Origin of the sequence: Nocardiopsis sp. MT53 (assembly GCF_019598965.1) — a bacterium.
In the GTDB taxonomy this organism is placed as follows: domain Bacteria; phylum Actinomycetota; class Actinomycetes; order Streptosporangiales; family Streptosporangiaceae; genus Nocardiopsis; species Nocardiopsis changdeensis.
The window spans coordinates 663,659-686,357 of the sequence record NZ_CP080599.1; the positions used below are offsets into that span (position 1 = coordinate 663,659).

At 73.8% G+C, this 22,699-nt stretch carries 24 protein-coding genes and 1 tRNA gene; 7 read left to right on the forward strand and 18 right to left on the reverse strand.

What is annotated here, in order from left to right; genetic code table 11:
- Window positions 1–40: 40 nt before the first annotated feature.
- The 6 genes from K1J57_RS02740 to purU all read right to left on the reverse strand — a co-directional run bounded on the left by K1J57_RS02740 (window position 41) and on the right by purU (window position 2,856).
- Window positions 41–412 (reverse strand): Asp23/Gls24 family envelope stress response protein, encoded by a 372-nt coding sequence (locus tag K1J57_RS02740; RefSeq protein WP_220562910.1) that lies wholly within the window; start codon window positions 410–412, stop codon window positions 41–43.
- 11 nt (window positions 413–423) lie between these two features.
- A complete protein-coding gene (locus K1J57_RS02745; RefSeq protein WP_220562911.1) occupies window positions 424–597 on the reverse strand; it encodes a hypothetical protein in 174 nt (57 codons plus the stop codon).
- 24 nt (window positions 598–621) lie between these two features.
- Complete coding sequence (locus tag K1J57_RS02750) at window positions 622–945, reverse strand: hypothetical protein (RefSeq protein ID WP_220562912.1); 324 nt, start codon at window positions 943–945, stop codon at window positions 622–624.
- Window positions 946–947: 2 nt separating this feature from the next.
- Window positions 948–1,433, reverse strand: coding sequence for an Asp23/Gls24 family envelope stress response protein (locus K1J57_RS02755; RefSeq protein ID WP_220562913.1), 486 nt, complete (start codon window positions 1,431–1,433; stop codon window positions 948–950).
- Between the two features lie 58 nt (window positions 1,434–1,491).
- Window positions 1,492–1,692 carry a CsbD family protein gene (locus K1J57_RS02760; protein WP_220562914.1) on the reverse strand — a complete coding sequence of 67 codons (201 nt, stop codon included), beginning with the start codon at window positions 1,690–1,692 and terminating at the stop codon, window positions 1,492–1,494.
- 279 nt (window positions 1,693–1,971) lie between these two features.
- Window positions 1,972–2,856: a formyltetrahydrofolate deformylase gene (gene purU, locus K1J57_RS02765; protein WP_220562915.1), complete on the reverse strand. Its 885-nt coding sequence runs from the start codon at window positions 2,854–2,856 to the stop codon at window positions 1,972–1,974.
- A gap of 215 nt (window positions 2,857–3,071) precedes the next feature.
- On the opposite strand from purU, the gene K1J57_RS02770 reads away from it, so the two are divergent.
- Window positions 3,072–4,310, forward strand: coding sequence for an alanine racemase (locus tag K1J57_RS02770; RefSeq protein WP_220562916.1), 1,239 nt, complete (start codon window positions 3,072–3,074; stop codon window positions 4,308–4,310).
- Window positions 4,311–4,391: 81 nt separating this feature from the next.
- Here K1J57_RS02770 and K1J57_RS02775 read toward each other — a convergent pair whose 3' ends face one another.
- Window positions 4,392–4,790 (reverse strand): DUF3618 domain-containing protein, encoded by a 399-nt coding sequence (locus tag K1J57_RS02775; protein WP_220562917.1) that lies wholly within the window; start codon window positions 4,788–4,790, stop codon window positions 4,392–4,394.
- Window positions 4,791–4,807: 17 nt separating this feature from the next.
- Window positions 4,808–5,929, reverse strand: a complete 1,122-nt coding sequence (locus K1J57_RS02780; RefSeq protein WP_220562918.1) for a CDP-alcohol phosphatidyltransferase family protein — start codon at window positions 5,927–5,929, stop codon at window positions 4,808–4,810.
- Window positions 5,930–6,134: 205 nt separating this feature from the next.
- Between K1J57_RS02780 and bcp the strand changes: the two genes are divergently transcribed.
- Both bcp and K1J57_RS02790 read left to right on the forward strand, forming a co-directional pair.
- On the forward strand, window positions 6,135–6,617 hold the full coding sequence (gene bcp, locus K1J57_RS02785; protein WP_220562919.1) for a thioredoxin-dependent thiol peroxidase: 483 nt from the start codon (window positions 6,135–6,137) through the stop codon (window positions 6,615–6,617).
- A 102-nt stretch (window positions 6,618–6,719) separates the two neighbouring features.
- Window positions 6,720–6,794: transfer RNA gene (locus tag K1J57_RS02790), tRNA-Leu, on the forward strand.
- 40 nt (window positions 6,795–6,834) lie between these two features.
- On the opposite strand, the gene K1J57_RS02795 is transcribed toward K1J57_RS02790, so the two are convergent.
- From K1J57_RS02795 to K1J57_RS02810, 4 genes are all read right to left on the reverse strand, one after another.
- The gene (locus tag K1J57_RS02795; RefSeq protein ID WP_255646808.1) at window positions 6,835–8,058 is read right to left on the reverse strand and encodes a serine/threonine-protein kinase; all 1,224 of its coding nucleotides are present in this window, start codon (window positions 8,056–8,058) and stop codon (window positions 6,835–6,837) included.
- Between the two features lie 361 nt (window positions 8,059–8,419).
- Window positions 8,420–9,766: a pitrilysin family protein gene (locus tag K1J57_RS02800; RefSeq protein ID WP_220562921.1), complete on the reverse strand. Its 1,347-nt coding sequence runs from the start codon at window positions 9,764–9,766 to the stop codon at window positions 8,420–8,422.
- 35 nt (window positions 9,767–9,801) lie between these two features.
- Window positions 9,802–11,157: a pitrilysin family protein gene (locus K1J57_RS02805; protein ID WP_220562922.1), complete on the reverse strand. Its 1,356-nt coding sequence runs from the start codon at window positions 11,155–11,157 to the stop codon at window positions 9,802–9,804.
- 123 nt (window positions 11,158–11,280) lie between these two features.
- Window positions 11,281–11,964 (reverse strand): hypothetical protein, encoded by a 684-nt coding sequence (locus tag K1J57_RS02810; RefSeq protein WP_220562923.1) that lies wholly within the window; start codon window positions 11,962–11,964, stop codon window positions 11,281–11,283.
- 193 nt (window positions 11,965–12,157) lie between these two features.
- On the opposite strand from K1J57_RS02810, the gene sppA reads away from it, so the two are divergent.
- Complete coding sequence (sppA, locus tag K1J57_RS02815; RefSeq protein WP_220562924.1) at window positions 12,158–13,879, forward strand: signal peptide peptidase SppA; 1,722 nt, start codon at window positions 12,158–12,160, stop codon at window positions 13,877–13,879.
- A 251-nt stretch (window positions 13,880–14,130) separates the two neighbouring features.
- On the forward strand, window positions 14,131–14,661 hold the full coding sequence (locus tag K1J57_RS02820; protein ID WP_255646809.1) for a flavin reductase family protein: 531 nt from the start codon (window positions 14,131–14,133) through the stop codon (window positions 14,659–14,661).
- 174 nt (window positions 14,662–14,835) lie between these two features.
- Here K1J57_RS02820 and K1J57_RS02825 read toward each other — a convergent pair whose 3' ends face one another.
- The 6 genes from K1J57_RS02825 to K1J57_RS02850 form a co-directional block, all read right to left on the reverse strand.
- Window positions 14,836–15,747: an ABC transporter substrate-binding protein gene (locus K1J57_RS02825; protein WP_220562925.1), complete on the reverse strand. Its 912-nt coding sequence runs from the start codon at window positions 15,745–15,747 to the stop codon at window positions 14,836–14,838.
- A gap of 47 nt (window positions 15,748–15,794) precedes the next feature.
- Window positions 15,795–16,475 (reverse strand): ABC transporter permease, encoded by a 681-nt coding sequence (locus K1J57_RS02830; RefSeq protein ID WP_220562926.1) that lies wholly within the window; start codon window positions 16,473–16,475, stop codon window positions 15,795–15,797.
- Between the two features lie 2 nt (window positions 16,476–16,477).
- On the reverse strand, window positions 16,478–17,263 hold the full coding sequence (locus K1J57_RS02835; RefSeq protein WP_220562927.1) for an ABC transporter permease: 786 nt from the start codon (window positions 17,261–17,263) through the stop codon (window positions 16,478–16,480).
- Window positions 17,260–18,369 (reverse strand): ABC transporter ATP-binding protein, encoded by a 1,110-nt coding sequence (locus K1J57_RS02840; protein ID WP_220562928.1) that lies wholly within the window; start codon window positions 18,367–18,369, stop codon window positions 17,260–17,262. The genes K1J57_RS02835 and K1J57_RS02840 overlap by 4 nt, the downstream gene beginning before the upstream one ends.
- A 213-nt stretch (window positions 18,370–18,582) precedes the next feature.
- A complete protein-coding gene (locus K1J57_RS02845; RefSeq protein ID WP_255646810.1) occupies window positions 18,583–19,254 on the reverse strand; it encodes an HAD family hydrolase in 672 nt (223 codons plus the stop codon).
- A gap of 11 nt (window positions 19,255–19,265) precedes the next feature.
- Window positions 19,266–20,030 (reverse strand): NUDIX domain-containing protein, encoded by a 765-nt coding sequence (locus tag K1J57_RS02850; protein WP_370634591.1) that lies wholly within the window; start codon window positions 20,028–20,030, stop codon window positions 19,266–19,268.
- Window positions 20,031–20,140: 110 nt separating this feature from the next.
- Between K1J57_RS02850 and nadA the strand changes: the two genes are divergently transcribed.
- On the forward strand, window positions 20,141–21,139 hold the full coding sequence (gene nadA, locus K1J57_RS02855) for a quinolinate synthase NadA (RefSeq protein ID WP_220562930.1): 999 nt from the start codon (window positions 20,141–20,143) through the stop codon (window positions 21,137–21,139).
- 137 nt (window positions 21,140–21,276) lie between these two features.
- On the forward strand, window positions 21,277–22,686 hold the full coding sequence (locus tag K1J57_RS02860) for a sigma-70 family RNA polymerase sigma factor (RefSeq protein WP_220562931.1): 1,410 nt from the start codon (window positions 21,277–21,279) through the stop codon (window positions 22,684–22,686).
- Window positions 22,687–22,699 lie beyond the last annotated feature (13 nt).

Below are 22,699 nucleotides of genomic sequence, written 5' to 3' on the forward strand. Positions count from 1 at the left end.
CCCTCCCGGCCCGCCGTCGCGGAGCGGTGGAACGGCGCGGTCAGCGCACCGTTTCGGCGATCTCGATGTCGATGTGGTGGACCTGCTTGCCGGTGACGTGCTCCACCCGCTCCCGGACCCGGGAGCGGACGAGCGCGGCGATCCGGCGCACGGGTTCGGGATAGTCCACGCGGATCCTCAGGCGCAGCAGGACGACGTCCCCGCTCACCCGGGCGCGCACCGCCCGGCCCCGGCTCGCCGCCCCCGCCCCGGCCACCTCGTCCACGGCGCGGGCGGCCGTCTTCTCGACGACCCCGTTCGCGATGTCCGTGCGCCCGCCGGGGTCGCGCAGCTCCCCGTCGCGGACGTGCCGCCCCCGGACGGCGGTGTGCTCCCGCTGCCGGGGGACGTCCTGTGTGCGTGTTCCCACCATGGCCGCGCCCGTCAGGCCGAACGCCGCGAGAACATCTCGCTCAGGTCGACGTCGCCCTCCATGGCCCGGCCCGCGACGAATCCGGCCAGGCCCAGGACCAGCACGAGCGCGAAGGCCACGAACCCGCCGAACGCGCCCGCCAACCCCAGCACCGTCCCGTAGGACAGTCCGACTATGGGCCACATGGCATCCCCCTTCATGTCCAGCGCTCATCTCGTTTGCGGTCGGGTCCGGGTGCCCGCCGCCCCGGCGACCACGTCCTCCACGCTGACGTGGACGGCGCGGCCGCCGGCGACCGGGGCGAGCGCCCTGCGGAGCTCGCCCGCGATCTCGGGCAGCGGCCGCCCGAAGTGGACCACGACGCCGACCTCGACGGTGTCCGGACGCACCGCCACCCCCCGGACGCGGCCGCCCGGAACGGGTGTGGACAGCGTCCCGAACGACCCCGCGGACAGTTCGACCACGTCCGGGGACCCCAGGGCCGCCCGGGCCACCCGCCGGGCGATCTCCCCCGGCTCGTCGACGCCGCCCATCACTACTGGACCCTGGGTGAGGAGTCCGCGCCGCCGCCGTCGCCGCGCGCGGACTCGCCGTCGTCGTCATCGGGCAGGTGGATGTCGTCCACCCTGATGTTGATCTCGGTGACCTCGAGACCGGTCATCTTCTCGATGGCGTTGGTGACGTTGCGGCGCACGGCCGCGGCGAGTTCCTGGATGGCGGTGCCGTACTCGACGACGACGTCGATGTCGACGGCGGTCTGCCGCTCCCCGACCTCGACGGACACGCCGCGGGCCACCGACCCCTTGTCCCCGCCGCCGGTGACGGCGTCCCTGACGGCCCCCATGGCGCGGGCGGCGCCGCCGCCCATGGCGTACACGCCGCCGATCTCACGGGCGGCCATGCCCGCGATCTTGGCGACCACGCCGTCCGCGATGTGGGTGTGGCCGCCCTCCGCGGCCCCTCCCCGCCGGTCCGCCTCGCGGGCGCCCGGCACCCTGGCCTCGGTCCTGGTATCCGACACTGGTCCCCCTACGCAGTGTGCAGACGAGCCCGTTCGGGCTCCGGTCGTATGGGCGGCGTCAGCGCTTGAAGACGTTCTTGATCTTCTCGCCGGCGTTCTCGACCGCCTCCTCCGCCTTGGCCTTGGCCTTGTCGGCGGTGTCCTTGGCGCGCGCCTTGGCCTGGTCGGCCTTGCCCTCGGCCTCCTTGGACCGGTCGCCGGCCGCCTTGCCGTAGGCCTCCTTGGCCTTGCCGCCCAGGTCGTCGAAGTGCTTGCCCATGTGTGTTCACGCCCCTTCGCCCGGGAGTTCCGTCCCGGGGTTTCGGACCGAAACCCGCGCCCCGTCTTCCCCGGGGACCGAACGGGTTTCGAACTAGATCACACCATATACACACTCTGGGTAGCCAACAAGGCACTCGGAGTAAGGTTTTGTGCGACAGAACAGGTAACGTCATCCCCATCCCTGCCCCAAAGACCACCCGGGAACCCTGTCACGGGCAGAAAACGAAGGGGCGCCCGAAGGCGCCCCTGGAACGTCCGAAACCGGCCGCGGACCGTCTCACCCGAAGACGACGGTCTTGTCCCCGTTGAGGAGGACCCGCCGCTGGGCGTGCCAGTTGACGGCGCGGGCCAGCGCCACCGACTCCAGGTCGCGGCCGATCTCGGTGAGCTTCTCGGGGCTGTCGGTGTGGTCCACCCGGGCCACCTCCTGCTCGATGATCGGCCCCTCGTCGAGGTCGGCGGTGACGTAGTGGGCGGTGGCGCCGATGAGCTTCACACCGCGCGCGTGCGCCTGGTGGTAGGGCCGGGCGCCCTTGAAGCTCGGCAGGAACGAGTGGTGGATGTTGATGATCCGCCCCGACATCTTGGTGCACAGCTTCTCGGACAGCACCTGCATGTACCGGGCCAGCACCACCAGGTCGACGTCGTAGGAGCCGACCAGCTCCAGCAGCCGGGCCTCCTGCTCGCCCTTGGTCTGCGGGGTCACCGGCAGGTGGTGGAAGTCCACCCCGTAGGAGTCGGCCAGGAACTCCAGGTCCGGGTGGTTGGAGACCACCGCGGCGATGTCGATGTCCAGCAGGCCGCTGCGGTGGCGGTAGAGCAGGTCGTTGAGGCAGTGCCCGAACTTGGAGACCATCACGATCATGCGGGGGCGCACGTCGCGCGGGCTGAGCGTCCACTCCACGGAGGTCCCGCCGGCGCCGCCGAAGTCCCCGGCCAGCGCCGCGAAGGCGCCGCGCAGGTCGTCCTCGCCGACGACCCCCCGCCCGCCCGCCTCGGCCACGAACTGCATGCGCAGGAAGAAGCGGCCGGTGTAGTGGTCGCCGTACTGCTGGCTCTCGGTGATGTTGCAGCCGTGGTCGGAGAGCAGGTTGGCCACCGCCGCGACGATGCCGCGGCTGTCGGGGCACGCCAGGGTCAGGATGTACTCGCGCTCGCTCATGGAGAGAAAACCGTTTCTGGGGTCGGACCGGCCGTACGGCCGTGACGTCCCAGGATATCCGCCACGGGGCGTCGCGGGGGCCCGGTCCGGAAGCGGTGGCGACCGGCACGGCCGGCTCGGACGCGCCCCCGGGCACGGCGGGGCGATTCCGGCGGACCACACGATTTCCGCCCAGGGAATATGAAAAGTATTCATGTTCTGGCATTCTCGGAGGCATGACAAGCCTGCGTGAGAAGTACGAGGCCGCGACGCGCGAACTCCAGGCCCCCTTCGCCGTGGTCGACCTGGCCGCCTTCCGCGCCAACGCGGCCGCCCTCACCGGCCGCGCGCACGGCAGGCCCATCCGGGTCGCCAGCAAGTCGGTGCGCTGCCGCGAGCTGATGCGCACCGTGCTGGAGACGCCCGGCTACGAGGGTGTCATGGCCTTCACCCTGCCCGAGGCGCTCTGGCTCGCCCAGGGGGACCCCGGCGGCCCCCTCGGCCGCGACATCCTGGTCGCCTACCCCACCGCCGACACCGGGGCCCTGGCCCGCCTGGCCGCCGACCCCGCGGCCTTGGGCTCCGTCACCCTCATGGTCGACGACACCGCCCACCTGGACCTCGTCTCCCGGGCCGTGGCCGCCGCCGAGCGCGACGGCACCCGGCCCTCCGACGCGCCCCCCGTCCGGGTCTGCCTGGACATCGACACCAGCTGGCAGCCGCTCGGCCCGCGGGTGCGCATCGGCAGCCTGCGCTCGCCCGTGCGCACCCCCGCGCAGGCCGCGGCCCTGGCCCGCGCCGTGGTGCGCCGTCCCGAGCTGCACCTGGACGGGATCATGGCCTACGAGGCGCAGATCGCCGGGGTCGGCGACGCCCCGCCCGGGCGCCCCCTCTTCGGCCGCGTCCTGCGCGCCGTCCAGCACCGCTCCGCCGTCGAACTGGCCAAGCGCCGCGCCGCCATCGTCCGCGCGGTCCGCGAGGTCGCCCCGCTCCGCTTCGTCAACGGCGGCGGCACCGGCAGCCTGCACACCACCGGCCGGGAGAAGGCCGTCACCGAGCTCGGCGCCGGGTCCGGCCTGTACCACCCGCACCTCTTCGACTACTACAGCGCCTTCCGGGGCCGACCGGCCGCCCTGTTCGCGCTGCCCGTCGTGCGCCGCCCCGCCCGCGGCGCGGTGACCGCGCTGGGCGGCGGCTACCTCGCCTCCGGGCCCGCGGACCCCCTGCGCCTGCCCGTCCCCCACCTGCCGGCCGGGCTGTCCTACAGCGCCAACGAGGGGGCCGGCGAGGTGCAGACCCCGCTGCTGGGCGCCGCGGCCGACACGCTGGAGATCGGCGACCGGGTGTGGATGCGCCACACCAAGGCCGGCGAGCTGTGCGAGCGATTCGACACCCTGCACCTCATCGACTCCGACACCGGCGCCTACGTGCGCGCCGTCCCCACCTACCGGGGCGAGGGCCGGACCTTCCTGTGAGAGGGGCCCGCGAAAACGCCGGAGGGGCCCGCGCCACGGGCGCGGGCCCCTCCTTTCCGTTCGTCCGTGCGTCCGCCGGACCTACGCGCGCCTGCGCCGCGCGATCAGGGCCACCACACCGACCGCGATCACCGCGCCGACGCCCACCGCGAGGATCACGGCCTCGGGGGGCAGCCGCCTGCGCGACTGGTAGGTGGTCACGACCTCCTCGTCGCCCCTGAGGAGGATGCTGCCCTCCTCGGGCTCGACCAGGTGGCTCTCCACCCGCACCGCGCCGCCGCCGACGACCAGGGCCCGTGCCTCGTCCAGGATCCGGCCGCCCGTCTCCTTGGCCTTCGCGACCTGGCGCCGCGCGATGTTCGCGGGCTTGGCCGTGACCACCAACTCGTCGATGGTCTCGGCGAGTCGCCGCTGCTCGCGGTTGATCTCGGCCTCGATCTCGGCCGGGGTCCGGCGCGGTTCGGTATCGCCTGCCGCCATCTGGGCCGCCTCTCTCATTAGCGCAGAGTCGTGTGAGATCCCGTGTCCGAGCCGGTGTCCCGGCCCTCGTCCTCCGCGCCGTCGGACGGACCGGAGAATCTCAGCGCGCCGTCGATTCCGTCGACCACGCGGAAGAAGTCCCGCGTGGACAACCACAGTTTATAGATGATGGCGATCTCGAACGCGAGGAGCAAAACACCCGCCACCGCGGTGATCCAGCCGATAGCGGACGGGGCGCCCGCCAGCGCGGCCACCACCGGGGCGACCACGAACACCGCCATCTGGAACTCGATGCCGCCGACCAGGTGGGTGCGCACCCGGCGCGCGTTGAGCGCCGACCAGAACCGCTGGTACCAGGGGAAGCGCGTACGGAACTCCTGGTGCAGGTCCACCTTGGGCAGGGTCAGGTCCGGCTGCTTGCCCGCCGTGCGCCGGTTGCGGTTCTCCCGCTCGGTCTGGGTGCGCAGGATGTCCTCCAGCACCGAGATGCCGTGCCGCAGCACCGCCTGCTCGCCGCCGTCGCTCATGGTGCGCCCGCCCGCGCCGGTCGCCGCGGAGGTGTCGTCCTCGTCCGGGCCCAGCATCGACAGGGTCGCCCGCGCCCGCTCCAGCGCCGCCGCCAGGTGCGAGCGCATCTCGCGGCGCACCTTGTACACCTGGAGCGCGTTGAGGTAGCGCAGCATGTCCAGGAACACCACGGCCAGGGCCAGCCACACGAACCACACCGGGTCCGCGCCCGGGTCGGCCTCCTCGGCCACCACGTACTGGCCGCCCATCAGGGCCACCACGCACACCAGCACCCGGAACCGGTCGGTCACGTAGTCCACCCAGGCGCCGAACACCGACTCGGTGCCGGTCAGCCGGGCCAGCTTGCCGTCCATGCAGTCCACCAGGAACGACAGGTAGTACAGGACCGCGCCCAGCAGCAGGAACTCCCGGTAGCCCAGGGCGAAGCACACCGCCGCGCCCAGGCCCAGGAAGAGCGCCAGCACCGTCAGCTGGTTGGGGGTGACGGAGGTACGGTTGGCGATCGGCCGCACCAGGCGGACCGCGATCGGGTCCACGAGGTACACCGTCCACCAGGAATCGCGCTCCTTGAGCGTGCGGTCCCTGACCTCGTCGAGCGTGAATGCAGGCATCGGTGCCGAGACTCCCAACCGACCAATCGTGAAGTGCGTCAACAATAGGTGATCGAACCGCCGCCCGATCCCAAAGCGTATGAACCGAACCGGAATCGCAACCGAAGCACGGGACTCCTCCGGCCCCGACACCACAGGGTCGTTAGTGTTGTCGGCGAGGCAGACCGGGGCCGCACCGGCGCCCGGCGACAGAGAGGAATCCCACGTGAGCGACCCCATCCGGCTGGAGCCCGGCGACCAGGCCCCCGACTTCACCCTGGAGGACGCCGACGGTGAGTCCGTGACGCTCAGCGAGGTCCTGGCCCGGACCGGCAAGAGCGTCGTGCTCTACTTCTACCCCGCCGCCATGACACCCGGCTGCACCACCGAGGCCTGCGACTTCCGCGACAACCTCCGCGACTTCGACGCCGCCGGCTTCACCGTCATCGGGGTGTCCCCCGACACCACGGACAAGCTGGCGAAGTTCCGCGACAAGGAGGGCCTGACCTTCACCCTCGTCGGCGACCCCGGCAAGGAGACCCTGCGGGCCTACGGCGCCTTCGGGGAGAAGAAGAACTACGGCCGCCTCGTCCAGGGCGTCATCCGCTCCACGGTGATCGTCGGCCCCGACGGCAAGGTCGCCAAGGCCTTCTACAACGTGAAGGCCACCGGCCACGTCGACCGCGTCAAGAAGGAGCTGGGCGTCTGACCGGCCCCTCCGGCCCGCCCAGCCGCGGGGTCGCGGAGTCCCGCGGCCCGGCGGCCGGGTCCCCCGCCGATCCCGGTACAGTTGTGCCCACGGGCACGCCCGGGGGCCGTAGTCCAATTGGCAGGAGACGCCAGCTTTAGGTGCTGTACAGTGCGGGTTCGAGTCCCGCCGGCCCCACCCACTCGGGACGCCCCCGCTCGGGGGCGCCCGCTCCGCGTCAGCGGCCCAGCAGGGCCCACAGGACGATCGCCAGCAGCACCAGCACGCCCACCGCCACCGCGGCGACCCGGGCCGGGGCGCCCGCACCGGTCCTGCCGGCGTGCCGCCCGGGGTTGGTGAGCCCCAGGGTGTCGGTGGACTCGCGCAGCGAGGCCACGAACGCGCTCATCGCCTCCGGGCTGTTGCGCAGCCGGTCGCTGATGTTCTCGGCCAGCACCCGGCCGCCCGCCTTGAAGTGCTCCCGGGCCGACTCGCGCTGCTCGGGGACCGCGGCCCCCGCCTCCCCGGCGCCCTCGCCGGCCTTCTCCGCGGTGGCCTCCCCGGACGCCGCCGGCTCCGCAGGCCCGGCGGCCATCGCGGCCTCGGGCGCGTCCGCGCGCTCGCCCTCCTCGGTGCTCCACGGGGCCAGCGCGGCGATGCGCAGCATCTTGGCGGCGTTGTCCGCGGTCAGCCGCTCGGCGGCCTCCACCTTGAGCAGGCCGGCCAGCGCCGGCGCCAGCGGGCCCGCCTTGGACGCCGGGGCGGGCTCCTCCAGCGGCTCCTGCCGCAGGATCTTGATGTAGCCCTTGCGGTCGTAGGGCGTGTGCCCCTCCACCGCCGCGTACAGGGTGGCGCCCAGCGACCACAGGTCCGAGGCCGGGCCGACCGGGCCCGCCTTGGCCCGCTCCGGCGACAGGTACGCCGGGGAGCCCACGATGCGGCCGGACTCGCTGAGCGCGGACTCGCCGTTCCACGCCGCCAGGCCGAAGTCGGTGAGCACCACGCGGCCGCCGCTGGTGATCATCACGTTGCCGGGCTTGACGTCGCGGTGCACGATGCCCTCGTTGTGCGCGACCTTCAGGGCGTCGATGAGCTGCAGCCCGATCTCGGCCACCCGCTGGTAGGGCAGCGGGCCGCCGACGTCGATGATCTCCTCCAGCGTGGAGGCCTCCAGCAGCTCCATGACGATCCACGGCCGGCCGTCCTCGTCGACCACGTCGAGGACCGTGATGAGGCTGGGGTGGCTCAGCCGCCCGGCCACGCGGGCCTCGCGGGTGGTGCGCTGGAGCAGGGACTCGCGGTCGGACCGGCTCAGGGATTCGGGGAGGCGCAGCTCCTTGACCGCGACCTCGCGGTCGATCACCAGGTCGACGGCGCGCCACACGGTCCCCACGCCGCCCCGGGCGATCTCCGAGACCAGCTGGTAGCGCCCCTTCAGCAGGCGCCCCTCAGGCGCGGCCACCGGGGCCTCCTGCGGATCCTGCGGGCGCCCGGAATCGGGCGCCGGCCCCGGGCGCTGTGTGTGGGGGTTGTCTAGGGAGGACACTGTTATCCACGGGTCCATTCACCGGCCATGGTGGCCTCCTGCGGAGCATTGCGGTCGCTGTCACCACGTAGGTGCACGGATCACTCGTTATACCAGCAGGACGTCGGGGCCCTGCCGGACGTTGCCATAACACCGGCACATAGGTTCGCTTTCGTTATGTCCGGGGAGAGCGAACCCATGCATCGCCGGCCCCTCCTTCACCCGTCCCGGGTCAGGAGGGGCCCACGTCCGGATGGGACGCGCCCGGAGGCGCATCGGTTCACCCGCGTCCCGGGTTTCACACCCAGAGCTCGTCGGGGGTGCGCACCTCGATCGGGCCGACGCCGGTCCCGGCGAGCGGGGAGCGCAGCCGCTCGGCGTCGCCGACGACGATCACCACGGCCTCCTCGGGGCGCAGGTACTCGACCGCGGCCGAGTCCAGGTCCTTCTTGGTGAGCCGCTCGTACCCGGCCCGGACGGTGTCCACGTGGTCGTCGGGCAGGTCGTGGACGACCATGTCCACCAGGGCCCCGGCCATCGAGCGGGCGGTGGAGTAGGTCACCGGCAGGCCGACCGTGTTGGCGTCGCGCACCGCGGTCAGCTCCTCCTCAGTGACCCCGCCCTCGCGCAGCTTCGCCACCTGCTCCAGGGAGGAGGTGATGGAGTGCGCGGTGGTGTCCGCCTCCACCTGCGCGGACATGAAGAACACCCCGCTGTCGCGGCGCAGGTCGAACCGCGCCCCGGCGCCGTAGGTGTAGCCCAGGCGCTCGCGCAGCTCCAGGTTGAGCCGGGAGGTGAACATGCCGCCCAGCACCTCGCCGATCCCCTCGGCGCGGGGCAGGTCCACCTGCGAGCGCGAGGGCGCCCGGTGCGCGATGACCAGGGCCGACTGCACCGATCCGGGGCGGTCGACGACCAGTACGCGGGGCAGCTCCCCGGGCGGCGGCGCGGGCTCGGTGATGGTCCGCGCGGGCGCCGGCGCGGTGTCCCCGAACACGGTCTTGCCCAGCTCCACCAGGTCGACGCCGCTCAGGTCGCCGACCACCACCAGGGTGCCCGCGACGGAGGCCAGGGTGTCGGCGTGGTAGGCGGCGACGGCCTCGGGGGTGATGTCGGCCAGCTTGACCGGGCCGCCGGCCAGCGGAGTGGCGTAGCGGCCGGTGAACAGCTGCCCGCCGAGGCTGCGCATGGCCAGGGTGCTGGCGGTGGCGGCCTCCAGCCAGAAGCGCTCCAGCAGCTGCTCGCGGCGCCGGACGATGTCGTCGGGCACCAGCGCGGGGCGGCGCACCGCGTCGGCGAAGAGCCGGACGGCCTCGCCCAGGCGGCCCACCGGGACGTCCACGCCGGTGATGAACCCGTCCCAGTTGATGCGGGACACCCACTCGGCGCCGTGCCGCTCCAGGGCCGGGGCCAGGGAGCTGTTGCCGTCGGGGCCGTCCTCCAGCACCTCGCTGGTCAGGGCGCCCACGCCCATGGCGTCGAGCGGCTCGACCGCGCCGCCGTAGGGGTGCACCAGCCGCACGGAGGCGAGGTACTGGCCGGGGACGTCGATCGCGACGACCGTGCCGCCGCCGACGGTGATCCGCTCAGGCCGGGGAAAGGTGTAGGAAGCCGGGGTACCGAGGTCCGGGCGGTTCTGCGACATGCTCAGAGACTCTTTCTGTGGTGGCTCGGCGGGACTCAGGCGTCGGCGGCGTCGGCGGCCGCGGCGGAGGCCTGCGCCTCGGCCTCCAGCGCCTCGGCGGCGGCCGCGGGCTCGGGGTCGAACCGGACGACGAGCCTGTTCTCGTCGACGAGCAGCCGCTCGGCGGCGGCCCGCACCTCCTCGGCCGTGATGTCCTGCCACCGGGCCGGCCAGGTCAGGGCCAGCTCGGGGTCGTCGAACAGCTGCGTGCAGGAGCTGATCGCGTCGGCCAGCCCGGCGGGGCCGGAGATGGACTGCAGGTGGTCCCGCTCCAGGACCGCGCGCGCCCGGTCGAGCTCCTCCTCGGTGACGCCCTGCGCGACCTTGGCGACCTCGGCGAGGATCTCGGCCTCCAGGGTGTCGCCGTCCACGTTCTCGCGGGCGAGCATGTTCACCAGCAGCAGGCTGTCGGTGTAGCGGAACGGCAGGACGTCGGCGGCGGCGCCGCCGTCGTCGGCGGCGATGGGGCGGTCCACGACCAGGGACCGGTACAGGCGGCTGCCCTGGCCCTGGCCGAGCACGGCCGAGAGCAGGTGGGCGACGTCGAACCCGCGCTCGCCGTAGGCGGGGGCGCGGTAGCACAGGAACACCCCGGCGGCCGGGACGGTCTCCACGACCAGGTCGCGCAGCGGACCGCCCAGCGGGGCGCGCAGGACCGCGTCGGGGGCCTGCGGGACCACCTCGCGGGCCGGGATGTCCCCGAAGTACTTCTCCACCCGGGCCCGCACGTCCTCCGGGTCCAGCTCGCTGACCACGGTGATGACGCAGTTGTCCGGGCCGTAGTGGGCCTTGTGGAAGGACTTGACGTAGTCCAGGTCCGCCGCGTCCAGGTCGGCCATGGAGCCGATGGTCGGGTGGTGGTAGGGGTGGCCCTCGGGGTAGGCCAGGCGCAGGATGCGCTCCAGGGCGGTCCCGTAGGGCTGGTTGTCGTAGCGCTGGCGGCGCTCGTTCTTGACCACGTCGCGCTGGTTGTCCAGCACCTCCTGGGTCATCCCGTCGCGCAGGGTCGCCAGGCGGTCGGCCTCCAACCACAGGATCCGGTCCAGGGCGTGGGCGGGGACCGTCTCGTAGTAGTTGGTGCGGTCGCTCGAGGTGGAGGCGTTGATGTCGCCGCCCAGGCGCTCGATCTCCTCGAAGTGCTCGCCCTTGGCGACGTTGCCGCTGCCCTGGAACATCAGGTGCTCGAAGAGGTGGGCGAACCCGGTCCGGCCGGGCACCTCGTGGCGGGACCCGACCCCGTACCACAGGTTCACGGCCGCCACCTGGCCGGTGGAGGCGGGCGCGGTCACCAGGCGCATCCCGTTCTCCAGCCTGTACTGAACCAACCGTCCCGCCGCTCCGATGCCGGTCACCAGTGCATGCACCCCGATTCACGCCGTCGCCTGTAGCCGGTCACCGCGCCGAAGCGGTGACGACTACGACCCTACGGCCTCCGGACACCCGGTGGACACCCGAACAGGCGCACCGGCCCGGGATCAGTTGCTGTAGCCGTCGGTGTTCATCGAGGCCGCCACCTGGTCGTAGACGGCGCTGTACTGGGAGTCGGCCGACCACACGTAGAGCAGCACGTCGCTGATCGGCAGGAACCACATGCGCACTTCGAAGGTGTCGTCGTTGGCGCAGGTCACCCGCCACACGGAGTGGTGGGACTTGAGGTCGTTGGCGTGCGTGGTGAAGTCGGAGACCGTCAGCTCCGCACCGGAGACGCCGATACCGCCGGAGGCCGCGGTGTTGAGGCTGCGGCAGCTGCTCGTGTCGTCCGCCCAGCCGTCGTCCTTGGCGTGGGCGTCGCCCTTCTTGGGCCATTCCCGCGGGTTGTTCTCCGCGGCCCGCGGGGTGAGCCGGATGGACCCGTAGGCACAGGCGGCCTGCCCGGGCGGGCTGGCGCACAGGGTGCCGCCCTCGTTCTGGATCTCCCAGCCCTCGGGCATGTCGATCGTGATGCCGTCGATGGTCTGGGAGGCGAACCCCTCGGGACCGGGCGGTTCGACGGCCGGAACGACGCCGCTGGCGCCCATCTCCAGGCCGGACTCCTCGCCGCCGCCCTCGTCGGAACCCCCGGAGCAGGCCGTGAGCAGCAGCAGGGAGGCCGCCGCGGCCGCCGCTCCCGCGGCGCGCGCGCCGCGCGTCCGATCCCCTCGCCCGTGGATGCCCGCCATCGCCTCGTCCCTCTCAAGCCGTGCGTTCCGCCGGTCAGAACACAGTCGACCTTAGGGCATGTTCCGGTAATACTCACCCGTCGCGGGACGCCCGGGGACCTCTCCCCGCGCCGCGCGGACCGCCCCGGCCCCGTCGTCCACAGGCGGCCGCGGGCGCCCCTCCCGGCGGGGCCCCGCCGACTACCCTGGGGCCATGGTGGACCTCGCGAAGATCACGCAACCCTTGTCCCTCGACCGGTTCGGCCCCCGCAGGGACGGACCCCTGGTGCTGGAGCTGGACCTGACCGAGGGGGTCGCCGACGAGGCCCCCGGGGACCCGATCGGCCAGCTCGTCAACCGCCGGCGCCAGCACTACCTGGACGTGGTGGAGGGGATCCGCCGCGGCGCCCGCGACCCGGGGGTGGCCGCGCTGCTGGTGCGGGTGGACGCCCGCTCCCTGGGGTTCGCCAAGGTGCAGGAGCTGCGCGCGTGCGTCGCCGACTTCCGCGCGTCCGGCAAGCCCGCCCTGGCCTGGGCCGACTCCTTCGGCGAGGCGGGCGACGGCAACCTGCCCTACTACCTGGCCTGCGCCTTCTCCGAGATCGTCATGGCGCCCACCGGCGTGCTGGGGCTGACCGGCCTGCGGCTCAAGAGCACCTTCGTCAAGGGCGCCCTGGACAAGGTGGGCCTGGACTACGAGGTCGGCAAGCGGTACGAGTACAAGAACGCGCTCAACGGGGTCACCGAGACCGGGTTCACCGACGCCCACCGGGAGGCGACCGAGCGGATCGTCACCTCGCTGGGCGACCAGCTGGTCGAGGGCGTGGCCGCGGCCCGCCCGCTCTCCGCCGACGAGGTGCGCGCCCTGCTCTCCCAGGGGCCGTTCATGGGCGACGAGGCGGTCGGGCACGGCCTGGTGGACCGCCTGGCCTACCGCGACGAGATCTACGCCGACCTGCTGTCCCGGGTGCGCGGCCAGGACGGCCCCGAGCCGCGGCTCGCCTTCGTCACCCGCTACCACCGCCGCAGCACCCCGGGGCCGCTCCCGCGGGTGGGCGGGGACGCCGACCACATCGCCCTGATCACCGCCACCGGGACGATCAGCCTGGGGCGCACCCGCCGCTCGCCGCTGGGCGGCGGCACGGTGATGGGCTCGGACACGGTGTGCGCGGCGTTCCGGGCCGCCCGCCGGGACCCGCACGTCAAGGCGGTGGTGTTCCGGGTGGACAGCCGGGGCGGGTCGCCCACGGCCTCCGACGCCATCCGCCGCGAGGCGGAGCTGACCCGCGAGGCGGGCATCCCGGTGGTGGTGACGATGGGCGACATCGCCGGGTCGGGCGGCTACTACGTGACGCTGGCCTCGGACGCGATCGTGGCCCAGCCGGGCACGCTGACCGGGTCCATCGGCGTCATCGTCGGCAAGCCGGTGGTGGGGCCGCTGCTGGAGCGGTACGGGATCACCAGCGACACGGTGGCCGTCGGCGAGCACGCCGGGATGTTCGACTCCGACCGGCCGTTCAGCGAGTCGGAGTGGGAGCGGGTCGACAACCTGCTGGACCGGGTGTACGAGGACTTCACCGGCAAGGTCGCCGCGGCGCGGGGCATGAGCCGGGACGAGGTGCACGAGGTGGCCCGGGGCCGGGTGTGGACCGGCCGGGACGCCGCCGAGCGCGGCCTGGTGGACACGCTGGGCGGGCTGGAGACGGCGGTGCGCATCGCCCGGGAGAAGGCGGGCGGCCGCGCGCTGCCGCTGCGCCCCTTCCCGCGCCAGAACCCGCTGGACCGGCTGCGCCCGCACGAGTCCAGCGAGGACCCGGCCGCCGCCCAGCCGCAGAGCTCCCTGAGCGCCTGGGGCCCGCTGCGCCACGTCGCCGCCGCCCTGGGCCTGCCCGAGGCCGGGCCCCTCACCATGCCCGACCCCGGACGTCTGCGGTAGCCGCCGGAGCGCGGCGGCCCGCGGCGGCCCCTCGCCGGCCGGGCCCGGCGGGCGGGGCCGGTGGGCGGGGCCGGTGGGCGGGGCCGCCGGGCGGCGAGCGGACCCGTACGGCGGACGGGGCACGGGGGGCGCCCGGTGCGGGAGGCGGCCCCGTACGGCGGGCGGAGCACGGGAGAGCACCCGGTGCAGCGGGCGGACCCGCACGGCGGACGGGGCACGAGAGGGCAATCCGGTGCGGGATGATCGGGGCGATGGACGTACACGCACGAGCAGGGGGTGACGGGGTGGGCGACCCGGTGGCGACCGGTCCTTACCTGGACGCGATGGGGCTGCTGCCGGTCGGGGTCGCGGTGGTGACCGTCGCCGACGGCCGGGACGACATCGGGGCGACGGTGAGCTCCTTCGGGTCCGTCTCGGCCGACCCCCCGGTGGTCTCGGTGAGCGTGGACTCCGACGGGTACGTGGCCGAGGTGATCGAAGAGGTCGGCGCGTTCGCGGTGAGCGTGCTCGGCGGCGGCCAGACGGCGCTGGCGGGCCGGTTCTCCGCCGAGGGCAGGCCCAGCGCCCGGCGGCTGGTGTCCGGCCTGGACCACCACCGCGGGGAGCACACCCGGGCGATCGTGCTGGACGACGCCCTGGCGGCGTTCGAGTGCCGGGTGCTGGACCACGTCGAGGTGGGCGACCACACCGTGTTCTTCGCCGCCGTGACCGCCCTGCCCGCCGTGCGCGGCACGGGCCCGGCGCTGGTGCGCCGCGCCGGCCGCTACCGCCCGGTCGACTGACCGCGCCGGAGCCCGGCGGCCCCGCGCGGCCCGGACCGTCCGGTCCCGGCCGCGCGGGGCGCCTCCGCGACCCGCCCTGCGCGCCCTCTCCCGCACCGCCGCGGGTCCCCGCCCGGCCCGGCGCGCCGGGCGACCGTCGGGCCGCGGCGGAGCGAAGGCCCGGAGGAGTACCTCCTAGGCCAGGTCCTGGGCGCCCAGCCACTCCTGGGCGACGTCGGCCGCCTCCTCGTTGTCGATGATGATCCGCTCGTTGAGCGCGGTCAGCTCCTCGGTGGTGAGCGCCGCCGACACCGCGTTCAGCACGGCGCGGGCGTCCTCGTCCACCTGCTCGGAGTTGATGAGCGGGGTGACGTTCTGGGCGCCGAACAGGTTCTCCGGGTCCTCCAGGACCACGAAGCCCTGCGCCGCGATCTGCGGGTCGGTGGTGAACAGGTTGGCGGCCTGCACGTCCCCGTCCGTGAGCGCCTGCGGGATCAGCGCCGGGTCCAGTGCCCGGAACTCGCCGAACTCCACACCGTAGGTGTCGGCCAGGCCCGGCACGCCCTGGGGCCGGGTCTCGAACTCCGGCGGGGCGCCCAGGGCCATGTCACCCGCCACCTCGGCCAGGTCGGCGATGCTGGTCAGCCCGTGCTCCTCGGCGGTCTGCGGGGTCACCGTGACGGAGTCCTTGTTCTCCGCCGCGGACGACTCCAGGATCTCCAGCCCCTCCGGCAGCGCCTCGGTGATGGCCGCGTTGGTCTCCTCCGCGGTGCCCACCGGGGCCTGGTCGTCGAGGTAGGCGAGGATGCCGCCGTTGTACTCCGGGAACACCGACAGCCGCCCGGACTCCACCTGCGAGTAGTACACCTCCCGGCTGCCGATGTTGAGCTGGTACTCCACCTCGAAGCCCTCGGCGGCCAGGGCGCGGCCGTAGATCTCGGCGAGCAGCGCGCTCTCGGGGAAGTCGGCCGAGCCGACGACGATGGCGCCGGAGCCGGAGCCCTCCTGGCCCCCTCCCCCGTTCTCCTCCTGGAAGGGGTCGCTGGCGCCGCAGGCGCTCAGCAACAGGACCAGGGGGAGCCCGGCGAGGGCGATCCGTGTCTTCATCTTCGGGAAACCTTCTCTCTCGTCGGCCCGCCGTGTCGGCGGACCCCTCACCGCGCGGTCGCGGCCTGCGCGCGCAGTCCGGGGGCGACCAGCAGGCGGCGCGCCCCGGCGAACAAAAGTGTGGTGACGACGGCCAGCGCCACCACGAGGACGGAACCGCCCAGGATCATGGACAGGTTCTGCTGGGCCTGGCCGTCGAAGATGTAGCGGCCCAGGCCGCCGACGCCCACGTAGGCGGCGATGGTGGCGGTCGCCACGACCTGGACGGCGGCGGTGCGCAGTCCGATCAGGATGAGCGGCAGCGCCACCGGCAGCTCCAGGCGCAGCAGGACCTCGCGGCCGCGCATGCCCATGCCCTGGGCGGCGTCGCGCAGCCCGGGGTCGACCGAGCGCACTCCCTCGTGGGTGTTGACCAGGATCGGCGGCACCGCCAGCGCCACCAGGGCGGCGGTGACCGGGACCAGGCCGATCCCGGCCGCCATGACGACGAGGAACAGCACGCCGATGGTGGGCAGCGCCCGGGCGAAGTTGGCCAGGCTCGCGGTGAGGAACCCGCCCACACCGGTGTGCCCGGTGAGCAGGCCGACGGGTACCGCGATGAGCGCCGACAGCACCAGGGCCAGCAGCGAGTAGTACACGTGCTCGCCGAGCCGGGCGGGGATGCCGGCGGACCCGCTCCACTGGGCGGGATCGCCGAACCAGGCGATGAGGCCGTCGAGGATCTCCACGGTCACCCCTTCCCCGGCAGTGCGACCGCCGTCGATTCGAGGGCCTCGGCTCCCGCGGGGGCCGCCGCGGCCCGGCGGCGGCGCCGGAACCCGGCGCGCGGCCGGTCGCGCCGGGTCCACGGGGTGAGCAGGCGCTGGGCCAGGACGAGCAGGGCGTCGGTGGCGAAGGCCAGCAGCACCACGAGCACGACGCCCACCACGATGGGCGCGTCGAACTGGCGGCGGAACCCGTCGCTGAGGATGAGCCGCCCCAGGCCGCCCAGGCCCACCAGGGAGGCGACGCTGACCATGCTGATGGTGGCCACCGACGCCACCCGCAGCCCGGCGATGATGACCGGCACCGCCACCGGCGTCTCCACCCGGACCAGGCGGCGCAGCGGGCCGAAGCCCATCGCCACGGCCGCCTGGCGGACGTGGTCGGGCACCTGGTTCAGCCCGTCGACCACGTTGGGCAGCAGGATGACCAGCGTGTACAGCGCCAGCGGCACGATCGCCGTCCAGTCGCTGAACCCGGTGTAGGGCAGCAGCAGGAAGAACAGGGCGATGGAGGGCACGGCGTAGAGCACGTTCACGCCGGTCAGCAGCGGCGGGTACAGCACCTTCCAGCGCACGCAGGCCAGGCCCAGCGGGACCGCCAGCACCAGCCCGATGGCGATGGAGGAGTACGCCAGGCGGACGTGCTCCACCAGCCGGGGCCGGATGCCCCGCCCCGGCTCCTCGGGGAAGTACCAGTTGGCCGCCGCCCAGTCCCACACGCCCTGGGCCCAGTCCCAGACCCCGGCGCTCATTCGGTCACCGACCACAGGGCGGCGCCGAGCTCGTCCTGGCTGACCACTCCCAGCACCCGGCCGTCGCCGTCCACTCCGACGGCGCGCCCGGCGGGCGAGAGCACGGCGGCGTCCAGCGCGGCGCGCAGGGAGTCGGTCTCCACCGTGAACGTGTGCCCGTAGGGGACGGTGTCCAGTTCGCCCAGGCGGATGCCGGAGGGGACGTCGGCCAGGGAGCGCTCGGAGATCCACCCCAGGGGCGCCCGGTCGGTGTCGACGACCAGCAGCCAGGGGTGTTCGGCGGCGATGTGGCGTACGTCCTCGACCTTGAGGTCGTCCTCGAAGACGACGTCGTCGCGCAGCGACAGGGTCCGGGCGGGGAAGAACGACAGCCGGCGCACGCCCCGGTCGTGGCCGACGAAGGATTCGACGAAGTCGTCGGCGGGGGTGGTGAGCAGCCGCTCGGGGGTGTCGTACTGGGCGAGTTCGCCGCCGGGGCGGAACACCGCGATGCGGTCGCCCAGGCGCACGGCCTCGTCGATGTCGTGGGTGACGAACACGATGGTCTTGTGCAGCTCCTGCTGGAGCCGCAGCAGCTCGTCCTGGAGCCCGGTGCGCACCACGGGGTCGACGGCGCTGAAGGGCTCGTCCATGAGCAGGACGGGCGGGTCGGCGGCCAGGGCGCGGGCGACGCCGACGCGCTGCTGCTGCCCGCCGGAGAGCTGGTGGGGCCAGCGGCGGCCCATGGCGGGGTCGAGGCCGACCAGCTCCATGAGCTCGGCGGCGCGGGCGCGGGCGGCCCTCCTGGGCGTGCCCACCAGCAGCGGCACGGTCGCGATGTTGTCCAGGACGGTGCGGTGCGGGAACAGCCCGGCCTGCTGGATGACGTACCCGATGCCGCGGCGCAGCAGGGCGGGGTCGCGTTCGCGGATGTCGACGCCGTCGATGCGCACGGTCCCCCGGGTGGGCTCGACCATGCGGTTGATCATCCGCAGGGACGTGGTCTTGCCGCTGCCGGAGGGGCCGACGAAGACCGTCGTCCGGCCGGTCTCGACGGTGAGGTCGAGGTCGGCGACGGCGACGGTGCCGTCGGGGTAGTGCTTGGCGGCGCCCTCGAAGGTGATCATCGGGGTCTCCAGTCCGGGGCGGGGCGGATGGTACGGGTGCGGGCCCTGCGGGAGGGGGGACCCCGGGGGCGGACCGTTCGACGGTACCCGTGTTCGAGTCCGCCAAACGGGAAGGACGCACACCGTGACCGAATCGCCCTATTACACACTTTTCCCGTCGGCGAGAGGGGGATTGGGGAGGAGCGCCGCGGCGGCGGGGGCCGCGGCGGGCCGTCAGGCCCTTTCCAGGGCCCACTCCGCGATCCGGTGCAGGTCGTCGGCGACCAGGTCGGCCCGTGCCGCGTGGGGCGAGGCGGAGTGCCGGTACCCGTAGATCCCCCGGCGCAGCAGGGCCGTCCTCATGCCCGCCCGCAGCGCGGGCAGCACGTCGTTGTCGACCCGGTCGCCCACGTAGAGGATCTCCTCGGCCGAGATCCCGGGCCGGACCAGGGCGGCCAGGTCCAGGACCCGGTCGAAGAACTCCGGCTCCGGCTTCTTCACGCCCCAGGTGTCGGAGATGCCGATCCCGTCCACGCCCAGCCCCATCGCCTCCAGGGCGGGCCCGGCCTCGGGCGGCTGGTTCCCGGCGATGACCAGCGACAGGCCGCCCCGGCGCATGGTCTCGAACGCGGGCCGCACGTCCGGGTACAGGTCCTTCTCCCCGAAGTGCTCGCGCTCGCCGTCCGGGTCCTCGGCCCGCCAGCGCTCGCTCTCGGCCGCCAGGTCGAATCCGGGCACCAGCAGGCGGAACCCGTCGGTGAGGGTGCCGCCGTCGGCCAGGACACCGCCGATGGTGCCGAAGAACGCCATGTGCGGGATCCCGAACCGGTCCGCCCAGCGCTCGAAGATCCGCGTCTCGTCGACCAGTGTTTCCCCGACGTCGAACACCACAGTACGAATAGCCACGTCGGGGAAGTCTACTTGTCCCCCGCACCCTGTCCGGGGGGCCGCAGCACCGCGAAGGCGTCGGTGATCTGCAGGCTCCGCGACCGGAACCGGAACAGCGCCGCGGGCCGGCCGCCCGAGCGGCCCGAGGGCACCGAGCGCCCGGTCTCCTCGATCTGCCCCCGGCGCAGCAGCACCCGGCGCAGGTTGGTGGCGGCCACGTCGTGCCCCAGCGCGGCCCGGTAGTAGCCCGACAGCTCCGACATGGTGAACTCCGGCGGGGCCAGGGCGAACCCCACGTTGGTGTAGCTGAGCTTGGCTCGCAGCCTCTGGCGCCCGGAGCGGACGATGGAGGCGTGGTCGAAGGCCATCGGCGGCAGGTCGCCGGCGGGGTGCCAGCGGGTGTCGGCGGGCACCACGGGGTCGATGCCGGCCGGGACCAGGCCCAGGTAGGCGGTGGCCAGGGTGCGGCGCTCGGGGTGGCGCTCGGGGTCGCTGCGCGTCTCCAGCTGCTCCAGGTGCGCCAGGTCGCGCACGTCGACCTTCTGGGCGAGCTGGCGGCTGATGGAGGCGCCCAGGCTCTCGTCGGCCCGCAGCCTGCCGCCGGGCAGCGCCCACTCCCCCTCGCAGGGCGGCAGCGCGCGGCGCCACAGCAGGACGCACAGCTCTCCGGCGCGGATCTGGAGGACGACGGCGAGCGCCTCGTGCGCCGAGAGGCCCGTGTCCTCGACCACGGCGCCCACCACCTGTCCGTTTGCTTCCGGGCTGTTCACCCTGTCCCTTCCGTTCCCCGACATGTTAAGCTGCGACAGGTTTGTGCCTGACAGACAAAAACCCTGTCTCCCGCACCGACCAGCCACGGCGCGGCGTCCACGCCCGCCCACAGCCTCAAGGAAGTAGTACGGACATGGCACCGGTCACCGCCTCGGCGGACACCATGACCAGGCAGGAATGGGCCGCGGAGGTCCGCCGCCTGGCGCAGGAGCGCGACGCGGTCATCCTCGCGCACAACTACCAGCGCCCGGAAATCCAGGACGTCGCGCACCATACCGGCGACTCCCTGGCCCTGTCCCGCCTGGCCGCCACCGTCGACGCGGGCACCATCGTCTTCTGCGGCGTGCACTTCATGGCCGAGACCGCCAAGATCCTGGCCCCGGAGAAGACGGTCCTGCTGCCCGACCCGGCGGCCGGCTGCTCCCTGGCCGACACCATCACCGCCGAGCAGGTGCGCGAGTGGAAGGCGCAGCACCCGGGCGCGGTCGTCGTCGCGTACGTCAACACCACCGCCGCGGTCAAGGCCGAGACCGACATCTGCTGCACCTCCTCCAACGCCGCCGACGTCATCCGGTCGATCCCCGAGGACCGGGAGATCCTGTTCCTCCCGGACCAGTTCCTGGGCGCCCACGTCAAGCGCGTCACCGGCCGCGACAACATCCACATCTGGATGGGCGAGTGCCACGTCCACGCCGGCATCGACGGGCACACCCTGCGGCAGCGCGTGGAGTCCGAGCCCGACGCCGAGGTCTACGTGCACCCCGAGTGCGGCTGCGCCACCTCCGCCCTGTACCTGGTCGGCAGCGGCGCCGTCCCGCAGGAGCGCGTCAAGGTCCTGTCGACCGGCGGCATGCTCACCGCGGCCGAGAACACCACCGCCAAGAAGGTCCTCATCGCGACCGAGACCGGCATGCTGCACCAGCTGCGCAACGCCAACCCCAGGACCGAGTTCGAGGCGGTCAACTCGCGCGCCGAGTGCCACTACATGAAGATGATCGACGCCGACAAGCTGCTGAACTCGCTGCGCTTCGGCACCACGGAGATCACCGTGGACGCCGGCACCGCGGAGCGGGCCCGCCGCTCCGTCGAGCGCATGATCGCCATCGGCTCGCCCTCGCGCGGAGGCGAGTGAACCGGGCCCCTCACCCCGCGCGAGGCCCCGGAGACCCGGCGTGAGGTAACAGAAACCTCACCTTCACGCCACAGTCCCCGGATTCCCCCGCGCGGTCCGACTCCCCCCACTACCGTCTGCGGTGTGGGGGGAGAATCGTGACCAGAGGCAACGAAAGAGACGAACCGGGTCCGGAGCCGGTCGAGGCGCTCTACGACGCCTTCGCGCCGGTCCTGTACCGGTACGCCTGGTCCCTGCTGGGCGAGGGCCCCGGCACCGCCGACGCCGTGCACGACGGACTGGTCGCCGCGTGCACGCTCACCGAGCGGCCGGCCGACCCGGCCGAGCGCACCCCCTGGCTGTACGCCCTGGTCCGGGCGGCCGCCCGCCGCCGCGGGTTCGTCCACGTGTGCCCCTACGCCCGGCTGGCCACCGTGCCCGCCGAGGAGCCGGTCGCGCGCATGTTCTCCCGCCTCCCGGCCAGCCACCGCGAACTGGTCGAGCTCCACCTGCGCCACGCGCTGCCCGCCTCGGCGATCGCCCGCGTCCTGGGCCTGGACCACGACCTGTGCGCCGAGCTGTCCCGCTCGGCGGTGCGCCGCGCCGCCGACGGTCTGGCCGAGGCCCGCGACCCCCGGCGCGCCGCACGCGCCCGCGAGCGCGTGCCCGCCGACGAGGGGCCGCCCTCGCCGGCCGGCTGGCGCGCCCGGATGGAGGAGGTCTCCACCGCCCTGGCCCTGCTCCGCCCGCCGGGTCCGCCCCCGGGCCTGCGCGACCGGGTCCTGGAGACCTGCACCGACCCCGGCCTGGAGGGGGAGCGCCGCCGCATCGCCCGGGAGATGCACCCGCTCACCTCCGAGGGCTACCCGCTGCACCGCTCCCGGGCCGCCGAGGACGCCGCCGGCCTCGGCGGCGAGGACGAAGGGGACGGGACCGCCGAGGCGCGGGCGCCGCGCCCCGCCCGCGTCCTGCCGGGCGACCGGCTGAGCACCGCCGACCACCCGGTCCGGGAGGAGCACCGGGCCCCGCTGCCCGGCCCCGGGGGCGCGGACGAGGACCCCGAGGAGACCGCGCCCCGGCGCTCGCGCCGGGCGCTGCCTGTGGTCGCCGGACTGGCCACCGCCGCCCTGGCCATGGCGCTGTGGGGCTGGGCGGGCGCCTCGGAGGAGCCCGCCACCGTCATCGGCACGGGCCCGGACGCCCCCCGGCCCGCCGGCCCGGTGCTCACCGGGGCGGAGACCGCCTCCAGCGCCGCCGACACCCGGCCCGAGGCCGGCCCCACCACTCCGGGGGCACCGGCGTCGGGCGCGCCCGACGCGCCGGAGACCGGGCAGGAGGAGCCGCGGGAGGAGACCGCCCCCGAAGAGCCGCAGGCCCCGCCGGCCGCCCCGGCCGACCCCGGCGACCCGCCCCGGGAGGAGCCCCCCGCGGGGGAGGCCCCGTCGCAGTCGCCCTCGCCCGGCCCCGGAGACGACGACGCCTCCGGCGGGGAACCCGGCGATGACGGGTCCGAGCGCGGAGGCGGTCTGATCAGCGGCCTGCTGGGCCTGCTCCTGGGCGGTGGCTGACGCCCGGGTCCCT